This is a genomic window from Xanthomonas sp. (assembly GCF_017163755.1).
Taxonomy (GTDB): Bacteria; Pseudomonadota; Gammaproteobacteria; order Xanthomonadales; family Xanthomonadaceae; genus Xanthomonas_A.
Genome location: NZ_JAFIWC010000069.1, coordinates 1 through 253 on the forward strand (window position 1 = coordinate 1; position 253 = coordinate 253).

2 tRNA genes are annotated in these 253 nt (G+C 62.5%); both read right to left on the bottom strand.

The annotated features are described in order from the left end of the window. Positions 1 to 72, bottom strand: a tRNA-Ala gene (locus JR065_RS21345). A 105-nt stretch (positions 73 to 177) separates the two neighbouring features. Then, a tRNA-Glu gene (locus tag JR065_RS21350) sits at positions 178 to 253 on the bottom strand.

The following is a 253-nucleotide window of genomic DNA, read 5'->3' on the forward strand; positions in this document are numbered from 1 at the left end:
GGAGCCAGCCGGGATCGAACCGGCGACCTCTTGCATGCCATGCAAGCGCTCTCCCAGCTGAGCTATGGCCCCACGTGCTGCGAGGGGCGGCATAGTACCGCCTTGCGCGCGATATGTACAAACCCGGCGCGCGAAAAAACAAAACCCGGCATCGCCGGGTCTGGTTTCTTGCAAAATTGGCGTCCCCACGGGGATTCGAACCCCGGTCGCCACCGTGAAAGGGTGATGTCCTAGGCCTCTAGACGATGGGGAC